The sequence below is a fragment of the Pseudomonas sp. YY-1 genome (assembly GCF_002843095.1).
Taxonomy (GTDB): domain Bacteria; phylum Pseudomonadota; class Gammaproteobacteria; order Pseudomonadales; family Pseudomonadaceae; genus Aquipseudomonas; species Aquipseudomonas sediminis_A.
On sequence record NZ_PJLX01000004.1, the window covers coordinates 32,110 to 51,738 of the forward strand.

A 19,629-nucleotide genomic window follows, 5' to 3' on the forward strand; every position below is an offset into this window, starting at 1 on the left:
GAGCTTCGCGGCTGAAGCCGCTCCTACGGACACTGGTCTCAGACCAGGCGATGCTCCATCGCGTAGCGCACCAGATCGGCCATCGAATGCGCGCCGAGCTTCTGCATCAGGCGCGCCTTGTGCGTGCTCACGGTCTTGTTGCTGATCGCTAGGTGCAGGGCGATGTCGTTGACCCCCTCGCCCCGCACCAAACGCTCGAACACCGAGAACTCGCGCTCGGACAGTTGCGCGTGGGGCGGGCGCGAATCGGTCAGGCCCACCTCGAAGACCATGCGGTCGGCCAGCGCCGGGTCGATATATCGACCACCGCCGGCCACCTTGCGAATCGCAGTGATCAGCAGCGCCGGGTCGCTGTCCTTGGTCGCGTAGCCGGCAGCGCCAGCCTTGAGCGCGCGTGCCGCCATCTGCGCCTCGTCGTGCATCGACAGCACCAGAATCGCCGGGGCCTCGTTCAGCGCGCGGATGCGCGGAATGGCCTCCAGACCGTTGACGCCGGGCATGGAGATATCCAGCAGCACCACGTCGCAAGGCGTGCGACGCAGCACCTCGATCAGCTGCTCGCCATTGCAGGCTTCGCCAGCCACCTCGAGATCACGCGCCATGCCGATCAGTTGCTTGATGCCTTCCCGCACGATGGTGTGGTCTTCGGCCACCAGTACCCGAATCACGCTGCGATCTCCTCTTCCAGATTGATGCACGCGCACAGGGTAGTGCCCTCGCCAGGCTGGCTGTCAATCTGCAACTGGCCACCGAGCATGAGCATGCGCTCCTGCATGCCGACCAGGCCGAAGGATTGCCCCGGCTTGCGCAGCGCCGGATCGAAGCCCTTGCCATCGTCGACCACCGACAGACACAGGCTGCCACCCTCCTGCCACAGGCGCACCTCGACGCTGTGCGCGCCAGCGTGGCGCATGACGTTGGTCAGCGCCTCCTGGAGAATGCGGAACATGCCGATGGCCTGGGCATCCGGCAGATGCGGCAGGTGCTCCGGCACATCAACCAGGCAGGGAATCTGCGTGCGCTCCTCGAAGCGCCGCACTTGCCACTCGATGGCCGAGGCAATGCCGGCATCGAGAATCGGCGGCCGCAGCGCCGTGGCCACGTCGCGAACCAGCTGGAACAACTGCGCGATCAGGCGCTTCATGCTCGCCAGGCGCTCGTCCAACTCGGGCATCTGCCCGGCGCAAACCAGCTCGCACATCGCCGTCTCCAGCTTGAGTACGGTCAGCACCTGGCCCAGCTCGTCATGCACTTCGCGGGCGATGCGCGCCTTCTCTTCCTCACGCACGCTTTCCAGGTGCGCCGACAATTCGCGCAGACGCGCCCGCGAATCGGCCAGGGCCAGCTCGGCCAGCTTGTTCTCGGTGATATCCCAGAGGATGCCGTCCCACACCACCCGGCCATTGCCCAGCGGACGCGCGGTGGTACGAATGTCGGCCCACAGCACCTCCTGCTCGGCGGTGAGGATGCGCCCCTGCCAGTACCAGTCGCTCTCGCCTTCCAGCGCCAGCGTCTGGCTGTTCAGATAGCTGTTCAGATCCTGCGGATGCACCAGGCTGCGGATGCCGCGCTCCTCACGCTGCAGCTCCTGCGCCGGCCAGCCGACCATGTCCTGGCTGGCCTCGCTAATGTAGGCAAAGTTGACCACCGCTCCCGGCCCGGCGCGCTCCAGGCGAAACACCAGCCCGGGCACGTTGCCGGCAATGCCCTTGAAGCGCGCCTCGCTCTCCTCCAACGCGGCACGCGCACGGCGGCGCTCGGTAACGTCACTGAGAAACACCACCAGGTACTCGGCCTGGCGATAGCGTAGAAAACTCAGCGATACGTCAGCCGGCATGCGGCTGCCATCGGCGCGCAGGCAGTCGACCTCGAAGCTGGGTGAACCCTCGTCCTGCTCGCGCACGCGCTTCCACAGGTTGAGCCAGCGGTCCATATGCAGGCCCGGCTCCAACTGACTCAATGGCTTGTCCACCAGCTCACCGGGGGCGTAGCCGAGCATGCGTTCGGCAGCGCGGTTGGCGTAGCGCAGGTGACTGTCCCAGTTGACCCAGAGAATGCCCACCGTGCTGTGGTCGATGGAGAACTGGCTCAGGCGCAATGCCTCGGCGGCCTGCTGGTGACGATCCAGCTCGCCACGCGCGCCCAGCAGCCCGCGCTCGAGCAAACGCGTCTGCTGTCGTTGCCGATAAAGCGCGGTTGCCCCCAGCATCAGCAGCAGGCCGAAAAATAGCGCGAGCGTCTTCCAGAAGCCGACGAAGTCGGTGGATTGCGGATAGCGCAGCGGCATCCAGGTGTCGCGCAACTCCTCCAGTTCACGGGCAGGCAGCGCTTGCAAAGTCCGGTCGACAATACCGGACAGAAGCGGCTGGTCACGCCGCGTAGCCAGGCGCAGCAGCTGCGGCAAGCCGATATCACCGACGATGCTCAAGCTGGAGAAACGCGATTCGCGGAGCAGCAGGCTGAGGCTCGCTTCATCCAGCACGGCGTAGCTGACTTCCTGGTTGAGCACCAACAGCAAGGCGGCGCGCTCCGACGGCGTCGCGCGCAGACGCAGGTTGGTGTGGGTGCGCTCCAGGTATTCGGCAGCCTGGCTCGGCGTGCGCAACGCGACCGTCTGCTCCAGTGGCAATTGATCGAGATCCACCGCACCGCTGCCACTGCGCTCCCCAACTACCAGATGCGGCACACGTAGGTAGGGCATGGAGTAATGCCAGATACGCAGACCAGCCGGCGTCTGCTGCAGCCCCGGCGCCAGGTCCACCTCACCGGCGTTGGCGGCCTGATCCAGCGCCTCCTGGCTCGTATACAGGCGCCACTCGGGCGCGACACCCATGCCTTCGAGCAAGCGCTGCATCAGCTCGACATTGGCGCCCGTCAGCTGCCGGTTCTGCCCGCGCTGCACCCAGGGCGCCTGCTGGATCATGCCCACGCGCAGCACTGGATGCTCCTTGAGCCAGGCACGCTGCTCTGCGTCGAAAGCCGGGCGCAATGGCATGCGCGCACTCTCGGCCCAGACGCAGGATGTCGCCACTATCAACAGGTAAATAAGGGAACGGAGAAGGGACTTCATGCACGGTGAATCCGCTGACGCGATTGCTTACCTTACTCCAGTCTTTCGCTAATGGCCTGACAAAAGCGAAGCTCGGCATTAGGCTCTGTAGCAGACCCCAAGGAGCTTCATCGATGCGCCTGAACTCACTCGCACTGCTCGGTTTCTGCCTGCTCTGCGCCACCACGGGCTGGGCACAGGAACCGACCGGGGATGCCCAGAGCGCCGCGCCTGGCGAAGCCGACAAGCCGGCGTCGAACGAGCGACCGTCACTGCCCGAGCGTAGCGTCAGCGATGCGCTGACGCTGGAGCAGCGCCTGGACAAACGTGAGCAGCAGATGCTGCAGGCCGGCGCCGAAAGTTTCCTCGCGCTATGGCTGCCGGCCAACGTCGGTGAACCCAGCGGTGCGGTGATTCTGCTACCCGGTGACGTGGAAAACGCCGACGGCGCCGCCGCAGTGGGCCCGCTAAGACGCAAGCTGCCTGACGCCGGCTGGCACAGTCTGAGCCTGACACTACCGGACCCGGACGGAGACCCGCTGCCGCTGCGTGATGCAAGCGCCGAAACCGCAGCAGCGCCCGCTGACCCAGCAAGTACCGAGGTGCTCCCCGCAGCCGATAGCCCTCCACAAGCACCGGAGACACAAGCCACACAGGCCACGGACAGCGGCACAACCAGCCCGGATCAACGGCGCCAGGCCCATGTCGAGCGCGTGATGGCGCGCATCGATGCCGCCATCGCCTTCGCCAGCCAACAGCAGGCCAAGGAAATCGTCCTGCTTGGCCACGGCAGCGGCGCCTACTGGGCCGCGCGCTACCTGAGCGAACGCAAGCCCGCGAATGTCCAGAACCTGCTGATGGTGGCGGCGGATGTACCAGCAGGGTTCGCCCCACCGCTGGACGAACTGGTCGCCCAACTGCCGGTGGCCACTGGCGACTTCTTCTACAAGGATCAGGCCGCCGACCGCACGGCTGCCCTGAAACGTCTGCAAGCCAGCAAGCGGGCCAAGCTGCCCACCTATGTACAGGTAGCGATGAAGGCGCTGCCGGGCAACCTGGATGTCCAGGAGGAGCAGCTGTACCGCCGTCTACGTGGCTGGTTGAAACTGCATATTCGCGCTGCGGGCAGCTAACGAATTCCGCGACGCTGGCGAATCAATGCATAGGCCTGATGCAGCTGACGCGTGGTGTCAGTGGCCTCACGAATGCGCTCAGGCGAGGCGCCCGAGCCAGCCAGTTTGTCCGGATGATGCCGGCTGAGCAGGCGCCGGTAGGCGCGTTTGATCTGCTCAGGCTCGCTGCCTTCATTGACGCCTAGCAGTCGCAACGCCTCCTGATAACTGCCGCCCGCTGGCGCAGGTTGCTGGCTGCGACGTGGCGCGTACTCCTCGCCCAGGCTATCGAGTCGGGCGCTGTCCCAGCCGAGCCACTTGCCCCAGAGCAGGATCAACTCATGCTCGCTGGGCGACACCCGCCCATCGACCCAGGCCATGCGCCAGCAAGCTCGCAGCATGGCATCGGCACGCTCGCGTTGACGCTGCAGCGGGGCACGCAGGTTGTCCCGTCCGGTCTTGCCACGGGCAAAGGCTTCGATGGCACGACGCTGAGCCATCGCGTCCAACCCCAGCCGCTGCATTTCCGAACGCGCCTGCTGGATATGGCTCTGTACAACCCGGCCGTCACTCTTGGCCAGACGTCCCAGCATCAGAAACAACAAGTCGTCATCCGTCGGCGCAGCACGACCGCCCAGACGCTCACGCAGATTGTCCCAGCCGTGCAGGCGCAGGCGACGGTCCAGCACCTGCCCAAGTAGACCGCCTAGCAGTGCACCCGGAATGCTGGCCAGAGCGAGCCCGGCCGCCGCCCCGAGCATGGTGGCCGGCCACAACACTTAACGTGCCTCCTGCAGCAAGCGTTCGACTTCAGCCAGGCGCTCGTGCGTACCGACGTCGACCCAACAGCCACCATAGTGCTCGCCACTCACCTGTCCTGCCGCCATGGCCTCACGCAGCAGCGGCGCCAGCTTGAAAGCGCCCGGCGCAGAGCCGGCGAACAGACGCGGATGCAGCACGGCGAGACCGCTGTAGGTCAGCCGCTCGCCTGTCGCCTCGCCGTCATGCACCTGGCCAGCCGCGAGAATGAAATCACCCTGCGGGTGATGGGTCGGGTTATCCACCAGCACCAGATGCGCCAGACCGACAAGCGGCTGGCGCAGCGCGGCGAAGGCGTAGTCGGTGAAGACATCGCCATTGACCACCAGAAACGGCTCAGCGCCCAGCAGCGGCAGCGCCTTGAAGATGCCGCCACCGGTCTCCAGCGGCTCGCCTTCGGCGGAATAGACGATATGCACGCCAAAGCGCGCGCCATCGCCCAGATAATCCTCGATCTGCTGGCCTAGCCAGGCATGGTTGATCACCAGCTCGGTGAAGCCCGCAGCAGCCAGGGCGCGGATGTGGTACTCGATCAACGGCACACCCGCCGCCTTTACCAGCGGCTTGGGCGTATGCAGGGTCAATGGCCGCATGCGCTCGCCCTTACCCGCCGCGAGGATCATCGCCTTCATGCACGTGCCCCTTCATCTTTCGCCAGGCTGGCGAACAGCTCACCCAGCTCGGCGAGCTCCGGCCGACGCGCCAAAACGGCCTCTATATAAGAGAAGAAACGCGGTACGTCGCCCAGGTACTTGGGCTTGCCATCGCGGTGACAGATGCGCGCGAAGATACCGATGACCTTGAGGTGGCGCTGCACGCCCATCAGGTCGCTGGCCCGTAGAAAGTCGTCGAGCGATGCCTGCACCGGAATACCCGCCGCCTTGGCGCGCTCCCAGTACCCGTGCAGCCAGTCCTGCACGCGCGCCTCGGGCCAGCTGAGGAATGCATCCTTGAACAGACAGGTGATGTCGTAGGTGACCGGGCCGTTGACGGCATCCTGAAAATCCAGCACGCCGGGGTTAGGCGCGCTCTGCATCAGGTTGCGCGGCATGAAATCGCGATGTACCACCACCTTGGGCTGTTCCAGGGCGCTGTCGATCAACAACCGACTGATGCGCTGCCAGGCGGCCTCCTGCTCGGCGGTAAAGCTGTATCCCAGGTGGCGCTGTACGTACCACTCGGGAAACAACTGCAACTCACGCCGCAGCAACGCCTCATCGTAATGCGGCAGATGGCTGTCGAGCGGCAAGCGCTGCTGCCGGAGCAAGGCCTCGATGGCATCGTCGAACAGTTGGTCGGCGTTGTGCTCGTTGATCACATCCAGATAGGTCTGGCGGCCCAGGTCATCGAGAATCAGGAAGCCCTGCTCAAGATCGGCAGCCAATACCTGTGGCACATGCACACCTGCACTAGCCAGCAAGGCCGCAATACGGACGAACGGCTCGCAGTTCTCCTGGGGCGGTGGCGCATCCATCAGAATCAGGCTGCGCTCACCGGCCTGCCAACGAAAATAGCGGCGAAAGCTGGCGTCGCTGCTGGCGGGAGTGAGCTCGGCCTCCGGGACCGCTCCCCAGTCGCGTGCTGCGAACAGGAGGGGCAGTTGCTCGGCGAGCCATGTTTGCAGCTGTTGCAGACGTACATCGTGTTCAGACATCGAGGGGTCTCCGACGGCGCTAGCCGTTGCGCGGGTCATGCTTTATTATCCAGCATCTTTTTCAGCCCATCGAGAGGCGTGCGGCCCCTGGGCCGATAGCGCGCAGGAAGCCCGGACTAACAAGATGGCAGTAAAATACCCCGCGTTCCGCAAGAAATTCCCGCTGCTGGTCACCGGCAGCCTCCTGGCCTTACAGCCCGCGTTTAGCCTACAGTCCTTTGCCGCCGAGCAATACGATTGCCAGGCATCGCCCACGGGCGGCTGGGCCTGCGCGCCGAAATCGGCGGCCAGCGCCCTGCCTCCGCGTCCAGTGCACAGCCGCGATGCTGTCAGCTCGGGTGGCACCACCAGCGAGGCGGTAGCCAAGCAGGATGCTGCCCCGGTGCTGGTCACCGAGAGCAAGGGCCGTGCCCTTACCTCGCGCAGCCCCGATTACAGTCACTTGGACTGGGTCCCGCGCGATAAGTTGACTGCAGCACAGTTGGCCGAGGCTGGCCCTTACTGTGCAGGCGCCTATGTCGAGCCGCTGCGTCCGGGCATGGATGACACCACGCCGCTGGACGAGTCGCCGATGTTCGTTTCCGCCAAAGCCTCGCGCTTCGAGCAGGAAAAGCAGATCGCTACCCTCGCCGGTGATGTCGTCCTGCGCCAATCCGGCATGCAAGTCGAGGCCGACGAAGCCAGCCTGCACCAGACGGAAAACCGTGGCGAACTGGTCGGCAACGTACGCCTGCGCGACAAGGGCATGCTGGTGGTCGGCGACCGTGCTGAACTGCAGCTGGATAATGGTGAAGCCCGTATCGACAATGCCGAATACGTGATGCACCAGGCCCACGTGCGTGGTAGCGCGCTCTACGCCAAGCGCGAAGAGACCGCGATCATCCGCCTCAAGGATGGCACCTATACCCGTTGCGAGCCGGGCGACAACGCCTGGCACCTGAAAGGCAACAACGTCACTCTGAACCCGGCGACCGGCTTCGGCACCGCCACCAACGTGACGCTGCGGGTCAAGGACATTCCGGTGTTCTACACCCCGTACATCTACTTCCCGATCGACGACCGTCGCCAGTCCGGCTTCCTGCCGCCAAGCATCGGCACGTCGAGCGGCAACGGTTTCTCGCTGCAAACGCCGTACTACTTCAACCTGGCGCCGAACTACGACGCCACGCTGTACCCGACCTATATGGCCAAACGCGGCCTGCTGATGGAAGGTGAGTTCCGCTACCTGACCGAGAGCAGCGAAGGCCAGGTCGGCGGCGCATGGCTGAACGACAGCGAAGACGAGCGCAAGCTGCAGTCCGAGTACGAAGACCAGCGCTGGATGTACAGCTGGCAGCACAAGCAGGGCCTGAACTCGCGCCTGCTCGCCGAAGTCGACTACACCGATATCAGCGACCCGTACTACTTCCAGGATCTCGATACCGATCTGGGCATCGACAAGCAAACCTACGTAGACCAGCGCGGCACGCTGACCTATCGCGGTGACAGCTATACCGCACGCCTGAACGTGCATGCATACGAACTGGCTAACATCACTGATGTGACGCCGTATGATCGTCTGCCGCAGATCACCCTGGATGGCAAACTGCCGTTCAATCCGGGTGGCCTGGACTTCACCTATGGCACCGAATACGTGCGCTTTGATCGCAACCTGCGCTCGGGCTTCTTCACTGACAAAGACGGGGTAACCGGCCGGCCGCAAGACCTCTGGTACGACGAACGTCTGACCGGACTGGACCGTGCAGATGGTGAACGTCTGCACCTGGAGCCAGGCGTTGCTCTGCCACTGAACTGGAACTGGGGTTTCATCAAGCCTCAAGTCAAGTACCTGCAGACGCAGTACCAGGTAAACCTCGACGGTCAAGGCAAGGCAGATCTGGCAACCAATGACCCCGAAAGCCAGTGGTTCGGTGTCGACTACAAGCGCTCGCCCAACCGTGGCGTTGGCCTGCTCAGCGTTGACAGCGGCCTGTATTTCGACCGCAACACCCAGCTGTTCGGCAAAGATTTCCGCCAGACCCTGGAACCGCGTGCGTTCTACCTCTATGTGCCGGAAGAAGACCAGACCGACATCCCGGTGTTCGATACGGGCGAGCCGACCTTCAGCTACGCCTCGCTGTGGCGTGAAAACCGCTTCAGTGGCAAGGACCGCATCGGCGACGAGAACAAGCTGTCGCTAGGCGTGACCAGCCGCTGGATCGAGCCTAACGGCTTCGAGCGCCAGCGTTTCAGCATCGGCCAGGCATTCTACTTCGAAGACCGCAAGGTTCAACTGCCGGGTATCGACTACCGTACCCGCCAAGAAGCTACCGCCGATGTGTCGCCTTATGCGCTGGAGTACCTGTATCGCTTCAATCGCGACTGGCGTTTCTCGTCCACCTTCAACTGGGATCCGGACCAACACGCCACCCGCTCGGGCAGCGCGATGTTCCACTACCAGCCAGAAGCCAATCCGGGCAAGATCGTCAACTTCGGCTATCGCTATCGTAACGACACCGTGCGTTATGACCGTGACAGCGGTACCTGGACCACCAACCCGGACTACGGTAACGAGACCCTTGCCGACGGCTCGCCGAACCCCAACTACATCAAGAACTACTACAAGATCGACCAGCATGACTTCTCCGTCATCTGGCCGCTGGCTCCGCAGTGGAGCCTGATCTCGCGCTGGCAGTACGACTATGGCCGCAACCGTACTCTCGAAGCCTTCGGTGGTTTCGAATACGACAGCTGCTGCTGGAAGCTGCGCCTGATCAACCGCTACTGGATCGATTACGACGAAGTCAGCCTCGACCCATCGCGCAACGACGAGCCGGACCGCGGCATCTTCCTGCAGATCGTCCTCAAGGGCCTCGGCGGCGTTGTTGGCAACAAGGTGGAAACTTTCCTCGACCAAGGCATTCAAGGTTACCGTGAACGTGAAGACCAAGCTTTCTGATCGCCTGCGCCCCCTGCTGTTGGGCGCAGCACTGCTGGCAGCAACGGCTCAGGCCCAGGTTCGCCCACTGGATCGCGTCGTGGCCATCGTCGACAACGACGTGGTCATGCAGAGCCAACTCGACGCTCGCCTGCGTGAAGTGCAACAAACCATCGACAAGCGCGGCGGCTCCCTGCCTCCTGGCAACGTACTCAGCCAGCAGGTGCTCGAGCGCCTGATCATCGAGAACATCCAGCTGCAGATCGGCGACCGCTCCGGCATTCGCATCACCGACGAAGAACTGAACCAGGCCATGGGCACCATCGCTCAGCGCAATGGCATGAGCCTGGAGCAGTTCCGTGAAGCACTGGCACGCGACGGTCTGTCCTATGCCGATGCACGTGACCAGGTGCGTCGCGAGATGGTCATCAGCCGTGTGCGCCAGCGCCGCGTGGCCGAACGCATTCAGGTTACCGATCAGGAAGTGCAGAACTTCCTCGCTTCCGACCTGGGCAAGATGCAGCTGTCGGAAGAATTCCGTCTGGCCAACATCCTGATTCCGGTTTCCGAAGGTGCGTCCTCCAGCGAAATCCAGACGGCCGACCGTCAGGCGCAGGAGGTTTATCAGCAACTGCAGCAAGGCGCGGACTTCGCCCAACTGGCTGTCTCTCGCTCTGCCAGCGAGAACGCCCTGGAAGGCGGTGAAATGGGCTGGCGTAAAGCGGGCCAGCTGCCTCCGCCGTTCGACAACATGATCAGCCAACTGAACCCGGGCGAGGTTACCGAGCCGGTGCGTACGCCGGGCGGTTTCATCATCCTCAAGCTGATCGAGAAGCGCGGCGGCGAAACCCAGGTGCGCGACGAAGTACACGTGCGCCACATTCTGATCAAGCCCAGCGAAATTCGCAGCGAAGAAGAAACCCGTCGCCTGGTCGAGCGCCTGTATCAGCGCATCATCGATGGCGAGGACTTCGCTGAGCTGGCGAAGAGCTTCTCCGAAGATCCGGGCTCTGCGCTCAACGGCGGCGACCTGAACTGGATCGACCCGAACGCACTGGTGCCCGAATTCCGCGAGGTGATGAACAACACCCCAAGCGGCGAGCTGTCCAAGCCATTCAAGAGCCCTTACGGCTGGCATGTGCTGGAAGTCATGGGCCGCCGCGCCACTGACAGCAGCGCGCAGTTCCGCGAGCAACAAGCCGTTAACGTGCTGCGCAACCGCAAGTACGACGAGGAGCTGCAGGCCTGGCTGCGCCAGATCCGCGACGAAGCCTACGTCGAGACCAAGCTGTAACAGCGTCATCGCGTACGAAAGCCCGGTCCTGTGCCGGGCTTTTTCGTTATTGGCTCGGCAGCGTAAACTGACGCCCCCGCGCCCACACAGAGAGCGACCATGACTGCGCAGCAATGCTTTGCCATCACCCCAGGCGAGCCCGCCGGCATCGGCCCCGATCTCTGCCTGCTGCTGGCCCAACAGGCCCAGCCTGCGCCACTGGTCGCCATCGCAAGTCGCGAGCTACTGGCGGACCGCGCAAAACAATTGGGGCTGACTATCGAGTTGCTTACCGTCAGCCCGCAGCACTGGCCAGACAAGCCCGCAGCAGCGGGCGCTCTTTATGTCTGGGATACGCCGCTGGCTGCCCCCGCAACCCCAGGCAAACTGACACCCGCCAACGCCGCCTACGTACTGGAAACCCTCACCCGCGCAGGCCTAGGCTGTATGGATGGGACATTTGCCGGAATGATCACCGCCCCCGTGCACAAAGGTGTGATCAACGAAGCGGGCATCGCCTTCTCCGGCCACACCGAGTTTCTCGCCGAGCTGACCCACACCGAGCAGGTGGTGATGATGCTGGCAACCCGCGGCTTACGTGTGGCGCTGGTCACCACCCATTTGCCCCTGAAGGACGTTGCAGCCGCTATCACAGCCGAGCGCCTGGAACGCGTCACGCGCATCCTGCATACAGATCTACAAGGTAAATTCGGTATCGCCCAACCGCGCATTCTGGTCTGCGGGCTCAACCCCCACGCCGGCGAAGGCGGCCATCTGGGTCGCGAGGAAATCGAGATCATCGAGCCGACGCTGGAACGCCTGCGCACGGAAGGCATGAACCTGATCGGCCCGCTGCCGGCCGACACCCTGTTCACCCCGAAGTATCTCGAACAGGCCGATGCGGTATTGGCCATGTACCACGACCAGGGCCTGCCGGTGCTCAAGTTCAAGGGCTTCGGCGCCGCGCTGAATGTCACCCTGGGCCTGCCGATCATCCGCACCTCGGTGGATCATGGCACCGCGCTGGACCTGGCCGGCACTGGCAAGGTCGACATCGGCAGCCTGCAAGTGGCGCTGGAGACCGCCTACCAGATGGCCGCCAGCGGCACGACATGAGCCGCTGAGGCCACGGCCCGCGCCCGCGACGCCATTCGCTGGTAGACTGTGCGACTTTCTTTTTTGCATCCAGCCTCGAGCAACACGACTCGGGGCGTTGCGCGGAGCCGTACATGTCCGAATACCAACACCGCGCGCGCAAGCGCTTCGGCCAGAACTTCCTGCATGATGCCGGGGTAATCGACCGTATCCTGCGCGCCATTCGCGCCAAGGAAGATGAACGCCTGCTGGAGATCGGCCCAGGTCAGGGCGCCATTACCGAGGGTTTGCTCGGCAGCGGCGCGCAGCTCGACGTGATCGAACTCGACCTCGACCTGATCCCCATCCTGCAAAACAAGTTCGGCGACAATCCGCGTTTTCGCCTGAATCAGGGCGACGCGCTGAAATTCGACTTCGCCCGCCTCGACGCGCCACCACGCAGCCTGCGCGTTGTCGGCAACCTGCCCTACAACATCTCCACGCCGCTGATTTTCCACCTGCTGGATAACGCACCGCTGATTCGCGACATGCACTTCATGCTGCAAAAGGAAGTGGTCGAGCGCATGGCCGCAGGCCCGGGCGGCGGCGATTGGGGGCGGCTGTCGATCATGGTGCAATACCACTGCCGCGTGGAACACCTGTTCAACGTCGGCCCCGGCGCTTTCAACCCGCCGCCCAAGGTCGACTCGGCCATCGTGCGCCTGGTGCCGCATGAGACCTTGCCGCACCCCGCCAAGGACCACCGCTTGCTCGAACGCGTCGTGCGCGAAGCCTTCAATCAGCGCCGCAAGACCCTGCGCAACACGCTCAAGCAGTTGATGCCAGCCGATGCCATCGAGGCCGCGGGGGTCGACGGCAGCCTGCGCCCCGAGCAACTGGATCTGGCCGCCTTCGTCCGCCTGGCCGACCAACTGGCTCTACAGCCCTCTGCTGCGCAGGACTAAACTGCAATCACGCCCAACGGATCATTCGCATGTCCGACCCTCGTTATCAGATCGACGTCAGCGTCACCACCCGCTATCTGGCAGCGCAGTCGCAGCCGGAGCAGAGCCGCTACGCGTTCTCCTACACCGTGACCATCGTCAATAACGGCGAGCTGCCGGCTCAGCTGTTGTCGCGCCACTGGATCATCACTGACGGCGACGGTCGCGTGCAGGAAGTGCGCGGCGCCGGCGTGATCGGCCAGCAACCGCATATCGAGCCCGGCGCCAGCCACACCTACAGTAGCGGAACGGTCATGACTACCCAGGTCGGCACCATGCAGGGCAGCTACCAGATGCTCGCCGAAGACGGCAAACGCTTCGATGCGAGCATCGCGCCGTTCCGTCTGGCTGTGCCAGGGGCCCTTCACTGATGGCGGTGTATGCCGTCGGCGACCTGCAGGGTTGCCTCAAACCGCTCCAGTGCCTGCTCGAGCAAGCGTCTTTCGATCCCACGCATGACCAGTTGTGGCTGGTGGGCGACCTGGTCAACCGTGGCCCGCAGTCGCTGGAAACCCTGCGTTTCCTCTACTCCATCCGCCAGGCGGTCACCTGCGTGCTGGGCAACCACGACCTGCACTTGCTGGCGGTGGCGCACAACATCGAGCGCCTGAAGAAGGGCGATACCCTGCGCGAGATTCTCGATGCGCCGGATCGCAACGACCTGCTCGACTGGCTGCGCATGCAGAAACTGGTGCACCACGACGCCGAGCGCAAGGTGACCTTGGTGCATGCCGGCATCCCGCCGCACTGGACACTGAGCAAGGCGCTGCGCCGCGCCGCTGAAGTCGAAGAGGCACTGCGTGACGATGCTCGTCTGCCGCTGTTTCTCGATGGCATGTACGGTAACGAGCCGGCCAAGTGGAACAAGGAACTGCACGGCGTGACCCGCCTGCGGGTGATCACCAACTATTTCACCCGCATGCGCTTCTGCAAGGCCGACGGCACCCTGGACCTCAAGAGCAAGGAAGGCGTCGGCAGCGCACCGTCCGGCTTCGCACCCTGGTTCAGCTACCCACAGCGCAAGATGCGCGGCGAGAAGATCATCTTCGGCCACTGGGCAGCACTGGAGGGCAACTGCCCGGAACCAGGCCTCTACGCGCTGGATACCGGCTGCGTCTGGGGCGGCGCGATGACCCTGCTCGATGTCGATAGCGGCGCACTTCACCGCTGCACCTGTCCCAAAGAATAAGCCCGCCACCCACCTGGTAAAGGTCCCCGAACATGAGCGAATTCAAGCGTATCTCCCCGCAACAGGCGCAAGAACTGCGCAACCAGGGCGCCGTCGTGGTCGACATTCGCGACCCACAGAGCTTCGCCAATGGTCATATCAGCGGCTCGCGCCACCTCGACAACCACTCGCTGCATGACTTCATCACTCAGGCCGACCTCGACGCGCCACTGATCGTTTCCTGCTACCACGGCAACTCCAGCCAGGGAGCCGCGGCCTACTTGGTCGGTCAGGGTTTTTCCGAGGTTTATAGCCTCGATGGTGGTTTCGAGTTGTGGCATGCCACCTACCCGAGCGAAACCGCGCAAAGCAGCGAAGAATAAATTTCTTCAGCCGGCAGGCCGCGCCCGCTCTGGCCTGCCGCCCTTTCCCGACGCACGGTAACATCCCGTTATCGTTGTCCCGCCCTTGACGCTCTGCAGAACGAACTATTCTGTTACTCAGGCCATCCCACTGAAGGTAGAGCCGGCAAACCGGCATCGGGCCATCGGTAACGACTTTTGGGTTTTGGGGGATTCTTCCCGACTTGTATCCGAGCCGGGGTTACCCAGCACCTGCACGCACGACCGATCCCGAGCCAGCTTTCAGCATCGAGCGAGGTGAAGTCATGAGCATTTTCAGTCACTTCCAACAACGTTTCGAGGCGACCCGCCAGGAGGAGTACTCGCTGCAGGAGTACCTCGAACTGTGCAAACAGGATCGCAGCGCCTACGCCACTGCGGCCGAACGCCTGCTGATGGCCATTGGTGAACCTGAGTTGCTGGACACCTCCAGCGACTCCCGGCTGTCACGCATATTCTCCAACAAGGTCATCCGCCGCTATCCGGCCTTTGCCGACTTCCACGGCATGGAAGAGTGCATCGACCAGATCGTCTCCTACTTCCGCCATGCTGCTCAGGGCCTGGAAGAGAAGAAACAGATCCTTTATCTGCTCGGCCCGGTGGGTGGCGGCAAATCCTCGCTGGCCGAGAAACTCAAGCAACTGATGGAGAAGGTGCCCTTCTACGCCATCAAGGGCTCACCGGTGTTCGAGTCGCCGCTGGGGCTGTTCAACGCCACCGAAGACGGCGCCATTCTCGAAGAGGACTATGGCATCCCGCGCCGTTACGTCAGTTCGATCATGTCACCGTGGGCCACCAAGCGCCTTCAGGAGTTCGGTGGCGACATCAGCCAGTTCCGCGTGGTCAAACTCTACCCCTCGATCCTCAATCAGATCGCCGTGGCCAAGACCGAGCCGGGCGACGAGAACAACCAGGACATCTCCGCCCTGGTCGGCAAGGTGGACATCCGCAAGCTGGAGGAGTACCCGCAGAACGACGCCGATGCCTACAGCTACTCGGGCGCGCTATGCCGGGCCAACCAGGGCCTGATGGAATTCGTCGAGATGTTCAAGGCACCGATCAAGGTGCTTCACCCGCTGCTGACCGCCACCCAGGAAGGCAACTACAACAGCACCGAAGGCCTCGGTGCCATCCCCTACAGCGGCATTCTGCTGGCCCACTCCAACGAATCGGAATGGCACAGCTTCCGTAACAACAAGAACAACGAGGCCTTCATTGATCGTATCTACATCGTCAAGGTGCCGTACTGCCTGCGCGTGACCGACGAGATCAAGATCTACGACAAGCTGTTGATCAACAGCTCGCTGGCCAAGGCCCATTGCGCGCCGGACACCCTGAAGATGCTTGCCCAGTTCTCCACCCTCTCGCGCCTGAAAGAGCCGGAGAACTCCAACATCTACTCGAAGATGCGCGTCTACGACGGCGAGAATCTCAAGGACACCGACCCGAAAGCCAAATCGATCCAGGAGTACCGTGACAGCGCCGGCGTCGACGAGGGCATGAATGGCCTGTCGACCCGCTTCGCCTTCAAGATCCTGTCCAAGGTGTTCAACTTCGACCCGCACGAAGTGGCCGCCAACCCGGTGCACCTGCTCTACGTACTGGAGCAGCAGATCGAGCAGGAACAGTTCCCGGCCGAAGTGCGCGAGCGCTACCTGCGCTACATCAAGGAATACCTGGCACCGCGCTACATCGAGTTCATCGGCAAGGAAATCCAGACCGCTTACCTGGAGTCCTACAGCGAGTACGGGCAGAACATCTTCGACCGCTATGTGCTGTACGCCGACTTCTGGATTCAGGATCAGGAATACCGCGACCCCGAAACCGGCGAGATCCTCAACCGCGTCGCCCTCAACGAGGAGCTGGAGAAGATCGAGAAGCCGGCCGGCATCAGCAACCCGAAGGACTTCCGCAACGAGATCGTCAACTTCGTGCTGCGCGCCCGCGCCAACAACAACGGCAAGAACCCCACCTGGCTCAGCTACGAGAAACTGCGGGTGGTGATCGAGAAGAAGATGTTCTCCAACACCGAGGACCTGCTCCCGGTCATCAGCTTCAACGCCAAGGGCAGCAAGGAGGATCAGCAGAAGCACAACGACTTCGTCAAACGCATGGTCGAACGCGGCTACACCGAGAAGCAGGTACGCCTGCTATCGGAGTGGTACCTGCGGGTTCGCAAGTCTCAGTAAGCCCTGTCCGGCGCGCGCCGCGTGCCGGGTCATTCGCTGCCTGCCTGTGGCTATGGGCAGGCTAGGGAGACGTCATGAGCTACGTGATCGACCGACGCCTGAATGGCAAAAACAAGAGCACGGTGAACCGCCAGCGCTTTTTGCGGCGTTACCGTGAACACATCAAGAAGGCGGTGGAGGAAGCCGTCAGCCGGCGCTCCATCACCGACATGGAGCACGGCGAGCAGATCAGCATTCCCGGCCGCGATATCGACGAGCCGGTGCTGCATCACGGTCGCGGCGGCAGGCAGACCACCGTTCATCCAGGCAACAAGGAATTCACCACTGGCGAACGCATCCCGCGCCCTCAGGGTGGCGGCGGTGGGCGTGGCAGCGGCAAGGCGAGCAACTCCGGCGAAGGCATGGACGAGTTCGTGTTCCAGATCACCCAGGAGGAATTTCTCGACTTCATGTTCGAGGATCTGGAGCTGCCAAACCTGGTCAAGCGCCACCTCACCGGTGCGGAAACTTTCAAGACCGTACGCGCCGGCATCAGCAACGAAGGCAACCCCTCGCGTATCAACATCGTCCGCACCCTGCGTTCGGCTCACGCACGGCGCATCGCCCTGTCCGGCTCCAGCCGCGCCAAGCTGCGCGAAGCCAAGGCCGAACTGGAGCGACTGCGACGTGAAGAGCCGGACAACTTCGGCGATATCCAGGCCATTCAGGAGGAAATTGAACGACTCAGTGCACGCATTCATCGTGTGCCGTTTCTCGACACCTTCGATCTCAAGTACAACCTGCTGACCAAACAGCCCAACCCCAGCTCCAAGGCAGTGATGTTCTGCCTGATGGACGTGTCCGGCTCCATGACCCAGGCCACCAAGGACGTGGCCAAGCGCTTCTTCATCCTCCTGTACCTGTTCCTCAAGCGCAATTACGACAAGATCGACGTGGTGTTCATCCGTCACCACACCAGCGCCAAGGAAGTGGACGAGGAGGAGTTCTTCTACTCCCGCGAGACCGGCGGCACCATCGTATCCAGCGCCCTGAAGCTGATGCAGGAGGTCATGGCCGAGCGCTACCCGATCAACGAGTGGAACATCTACGCCGCCCAGGCGTCGGACGGCGACAACTGGAACGACGATTCACCGGTGTGCAGGGATATATTGATCAACCAGATCATGCCGTTCGTGCAGTACTTCACCTACGTCGAGATCACCCCACGTGAGCATCAGGCGCTGTGGTTCGAGTACGAACAGGTGGCCGAGGCCTTCGCCGACAGCTTCGCCCAGCAGCAACTGGTGTCCGCCGCGGACATCTACCCGGTGTTCCGCGAACTGTTCCAGCGTCGCCTGGTGAGCTGAGGGCCAAGCCATGAATGCCAGTACGAGAAAGCGCGAGCCAATCTCCACCGGCTCGGAATGGACCTTCGACCTGATCCGCCAGTACGACAAGGAGATCGCGCGCATCGCCGAGCGCTATGCGCTGGATACCTACCCCAACCAGATCGAGGTGATCACCGCCGAGCAGATGATGGATGCCTACGCCTCGGTCGGCATGCCGCTGGGCTACCACCACTGGTCATACGGCAAGCATTTCCTTTCCACCGAGAAAGGCTACAAGCGCGGGCAGATGGGCCTGGCCTACGAGATCGTGATCAACTCCGACCCATGCATCGCCTACCTGATGGAGGAGAACACCATCTGCATGCAGGCGCTGGTGATCGCCCACGCCTGCTACGGCCACAACAGTTTCTTCAAGGGCAATTACCTGTTCCGCACCTGGACCGACGCCAGCTCGATCATCGATTACCTGGTGTTCGCCAAGCAGTACATCATGCAGTGCGAGGAACGCTACGGCATCGACGCGGTGGAAGAGCTGCTCGACTCCTGCCATGCCCTGATGAACTACGGGGTAGACCGCTACAAGCGCCCCTACCCTATCTCCGCCGAGGAGGAGCGCCGGCGCCAGAAGGAGCGCGAGGAACACCTGCAGAAGCAGATCAACGACCTGTGGCGCACCATCCCCAAGAACGCCGACAAGGCCGGCGAGAAAGACAACAAGCGCTTCCCCGCCGAGCCGCAGGAGAACATCCTCTACTTTCTGGAAAAACACGCCCCTCTGCTGGAGCCCTGGCAGCGCGAAGTGATCCGCATCGTGCGCAAGATCGCCCAGTACTTCTACCCGCAACGCCAGACCCAGGTGATGAACGAAGGCTGGGCCACCTTCTGGCACTACACGCTGATGAACGACCTGTACGACGAAGGCCTGGTCACCGACGGCTTCATGATGGAGTTCCTGCAGTCGCACACCAGCGTGGTCTACCAGCCGCCTTTCGACAGCCCCTACTACAGCGGCATCAATCCCTACGCGCTGGGCTTCGCCATGTACCGCGACATCCGTCGTATCTGCGAGGAGCCCACCGAGGAGGACAAGCACTGGTTCCCCGACATCGCTGGCAGCGACTGGCTGACCACGCTCAAGTTCGCCATGAACAGCTTCAAGGATGAGAGCTTCATCCTGCAGTTCCTCTCGCCCAAGGTGATTCGCGACTTCAAGCTGTTCGGCATTCTCGACGACGACCAGAAGGACGAACTGCTGGTGCCGGCCATTCATGACGAACCGGGCTACCGCACCATCCGTGAGCTGCTCGCCGCGCAGTACAACCTGGGCAACCGCGAGCCCAACGTGCAGATCTGGAACATCGACCGCCGCGGCGACCGCTCGCTGACCCTGCGCCATCAGCAGCACGACCGCAAACCACTGGGCGATTCCACCAGCGAGGTGCTCAAGCACCTGCATCGGCTGTGGGGCTTCGATATTCATCTGGAGGTCTGCCAGGGTGACCAGTTGATCACCACCCAGCATGTGCCACCACGCGGCAGCTCGGAGGGCGACAGCGAATACCCGAGACTGGACCTGATCATTCCACCGATTTGATCGGCAGCTGGAGCGCACGCCCAGCTGCCGAACATTGCCACGTCTTA

Annotated in this window: 16 protein-coding genes; 11 read left to right on the forward strand and 5 right to left on the reverse strand. The window is 62.8% G+C overall.

The genetic code is table 11. The annotated features are described in order from the left end of the window. Nucleotides 1-38 precede the first annotated feature (38 nt). Together CXP40_RS07000 and CXP40_RS07005 are read right to left on the reverse strand one after the other, a co-directional pair. Nucleotides 39-668, reverse strand: coding sequence for a response regulator transcription factor (locus CXP40_RS07000; protein WP_106733192.1), 630 nt, complete (start codon nucleotides 666-668; stop codon nucleotides 39-41). Continuing rightward, on the reverse strand, nucleotides 665-3,070 hold the full coding sequence (locus CXP40_RS07005; RefSeq protein ID WP_106733193.1) for a PAS domain S-box protein: 2,406 nt from the start codon (nucleotides 3,068-3,070) through the stop codon (nucleotides 665-667). The genes CXP40_RS07000 and CXP40_RS07005 overlap by 4 nt, the downstream gene beginning before the upstream one ends. A gap of 113 nt (nucleotides 3,071-3,183) precedes the next feature. Between CXP40_RS07005 and CXP40_RS07010 the strand changes: the two genes are divergently transcribed. Continuing rightward, a complete protein-coding gene (locus CXP40_RS07010) occupies nucleotides 3,184-4,182 on the forward strand; it encodes an alpha/beta hydrolase family protein (protein ID WP_106733194.1) in 999 nt (332 codons plus the stop codon). On the opposite strand, the gene CXP40_RS07015 is transcribed toward CXP40_RS07010, so the two are convergent. From CXP40_RS07015 to CXP40_RS07025, 3 genes are read right to left on the reverse strand one after another with little or no spacing between them, the layout of a single operon-like run. Continuing rightward, complete coding sequence (locus CXP40_RS07015) at nucleotides 4,179-4,940, reverse strand: DnaJ domain-containing protein (RefSeq protein ID WP_106733195.1); 762 nt, start codon at nucleotides 4,938-4,940, stop codon at nucleotides 4,179-4,181. The genes CXP40_RS07010 and CXP40_RS07015 overlap by 4 nt on opposite strands. Continuing rightward, nucleotides 4,941-5,612 carry an N-acetylmuramate alpha-1-phosphate uridylyltransferase MurU gene (gene murU / locus CXP40_RS07020; protein WP_106733196.1) on the reverse strand — a complete coding sequence of 224 codons (672 nt, stop codon included), beginning with the start codon at nucleotides 5,610-5,612 and terminating at the stop codon, nucleotides 4,941-4,943. Beyond that, nucleotides 5,609-6,634, reverse strand: coding sequence for an aminoglycoside phosphotransferase family protein (locus CXP40_RS07025; protein WP_106733197.1), 1,026 nt, complete (start codon nucleotides 6,632-6,634; stop codon nucleotides 5,609-5,611). Before CXP40_RS07025 ends, murU begins: the two co-directional genes overlap by 4 nt. A 124-nt stretch (nucleotides 6,635-6,758) precedes the next feature. Here CXP40_RS07025 and CXP40_RS07030 point away from each other — a divergent pair, with 124 nt between their 5' ends. From CXP40_RS07030 to CXP40_RS07075, 10 genes are all read left to right on the forward strand, one after another. After that, entirely contained in the window at nucleotides 6,759-9,572 is a 2,814-nt protein-coding gene (locus tag CXP40_RS07030; RefSeq protein WP_106733198.1) for an LPS-assembly protein LptD, read from the forward strand. Continuing rightward, entirely contained in the window at nucleotides 9,553-10,845 is a 1,293-nt protein-coding gene (locus tag CXP40_RS07035; protein WP_106733394.1) for a peptidylprolyl isomerase, read from the forward strand. Before CXP40_RS07030 ends, CXP40_RS07035 begins: the two co-directional genes overlap by 20 nt. Before the next feature lie 99 nt (nucleotides 10,846-10,944). Beyond that, nucleotides 10,945-11,940 (forward strand): 4-hydroxythreonine-4-phosphate dehydrogenase PdxA, encoded by a 996-nt coding sequence (pdxA, locus tag CXP40_RS07040; protein WP_106733199.1) that lies wholly within the window; start codon nucleotides 10,945-10,947, stop codon nucleotides 11,938-11,940. Nucleotides 11,941-12,053: 113 nt separating this feature from the next. Beyond that, nucleotides 12,054-12,863, forward strand: a complete 810-nt coding sequence (gene rsmA / locus CXP40_RS07045) for a 16S rRNA (adenine(1518)-N(6)/adenine(1519)-N(6))-dimethyltransferase RsmA (RefSeq protein WP_106733200.1) — start codon at nucleotides 12,054-12,056, stop codon at nucleotides 12,861-12,863. A 29-nt stretch (nucleotides 12,864-12,892) separates the two neighbouring features. Beyond that, a complete protein-coding gene (apaG, locus tag CXP40_RS07050; protein WP_017675673.1) occupies nucleotides 12,893-13,273 on the forward strand; it encodes a Co2+/Mg2+ efflux protein ApaG in 381 nt (126 codons plus the stop codon). After that, complete coding sequence (locus CXP40_RS07055; protein WP_106733201.1) at nucleotides 13,273-14,091, forward strand: symmetrical bis(5'-nucleosyl)-tetraphosphatase; 819 nt, start codon at nucleotides 13,273-13,275, stop codon at nucleotides 14,089-14,091. Before apaG ends, CXP40_RS07055 begins: the two co-directional genes overlap by 1 nt. Before the next feature lie 32 nt (nucleotides 14,092-14,123). Then, a complete protein-coding gene (glpE, locus tag CXP40_RS07060) occupies nucleotides 14,124-14,453 on the forward strand; it encodes a thiosulfate sulfurtransferase GlpE (protein WP_106733202.1) in 330 nt (109 codons plus the stop codon). Nucleotides 14,454-14,737: 284 nt separating this feature from the next. Beyond that, nucleotides 14,738-16,660: a PrkA family serine protein kinase gene (locus CXP40_RS07065; RefSeq protein ID WP_106733203.1), complete on the forward strand. Its 1,923-nt coding sequence runs from the start codon at nucleotides 14,738-14,740 to the stop codon at nucleotides 16,658-16,660. A gap of 74 nt (nucleotides 16,661-16,734) precedes the next feature. Continuing rightward, complete coding sequence (locus CXP40_RS07070) at nucleotides 16,735-18,006, forward strand: YeaH/YhbH family protein (RefSeq protein WP_106733204.1); 1,272 nt, start codon at nucleotides 16,735-16,737, stop codon at nucleotides 18,004-18,006. Nucleotides 18,007-18,016: 10 nt separating this feature from the next. Beyond that, complete coding sequence (locus tag CXP40_RS07075) at nucleotides 18,017-19,582, forward strand: SpoVR family protein (RefSeq protein ID WP_106733205.1); 1,566 nt, start codon at nucleotides 18,017-18,019, stop codon at nucleotides 19,580-19,582. Nucleotides 19,583-19,629 lie beyond the last annotated feature (47 nt).